Annotated in this window: 1 protein-coding gene; it reads right to left on the bottom strand. The window is 76.4% G+C overall.

Translation table 11 applies throughout. The features are described 5' to 3' along the window. A partial coding sequence (locus KBX53_RS34375; protein WP_210863967.1) for a CoA-binding protein occupies positions 1–904 on the bottom strand: 904 nt, incomplete at both ends.

Genomic DNA, 904 nt, shown 5'->3' with positions numbered 1-904 from the left:
GGTCCACCCGGTCGTCGGCGGCCGTCTCGGCGAGCGCGGCGGCGAACTCGGCGGCACCCGCGCTCGGCCCCACGTCGCGGGGGTAGCCGTCGGCGACGGTGAGGCCCTGCCCGACACAGGCGGTCGCGGCCAGCCCGGTGAGGGCGGAGGAGTTGCCGACCACACCGACCCGGCCGCCGGCCGGCAACGGCTGGTTGGCGAGCAGCACACCCACGTCGAGCAGCTCCGGCACGGTGTCCACCCGGATCACCCCGGACTGGGCGAAGAGCGCTGCCACCGCCACCTCGTCCGGCCCGGCGGCGTCGCCGACCCCGGGCGGGCGGGCCGGCGAGGCGAGCGCGACGACCGGTTTGGCGCGGCCGATCCGTCGGGCCAGCCGGGCGAACTTGCGGGGGTTTCCGAAGGTCTCCAGGTAGAGCATGATCACGTCGGTGCCGGTGTCGTCCTGCCAGTACTGCAGGAGGTCGTTGCCGGAGACGTCGGCCCGGTTGCCGGCCGAGACGAAGCTGGACAGCCCGAGGCCGCGCCGGTCCGCCTCGGCGAGCAACGCCACCCCGAACGCACCGGACTGACTGAAGATGCCGACCCGACCGGCCGGCGGCAACGCCGGGGCGAGAGTGGCGTTGAGGCGTACCGTCGGGTCGGTGTTGGCCACGCCGCGACAGTTCGGGCCGACGACTCGCATGCCGGCGGCGTGCGCCGCGCGGACCAGCGCGCGCTGCGTGGCCGCGCCCTCCGGGCCGGCCTCGGCGAAGCCGGCCGAGATGACCACCAGGCCGTGCACCCCTGCGGCGGCGGCGTCGGCGACCACCGCTGTCGCCGCCTCCGGCGGGACCGCCACCACCGCCAGGTCCACCGGGACGCCCGCGTCCACCGCTGAGGGGTAAGCGGGAAGGCCCGCCAC

This window comes from Micromonospora sp. M51 (assembly GCF_018070305.1).
In the GTDB taxonomy this organism is placed as follows: domain Bacteria; phylum Actinomycetota; class Actinomycetes; order Mycobacteriales; family Micromonosporaceae; genus Micromonospora; species Micromonospora parva.
The sequence above is the reverse complement of the archived record's forward strand: the minus strand, read 5'-3'. Positions and strand labels throughout refer to the sequence as shown.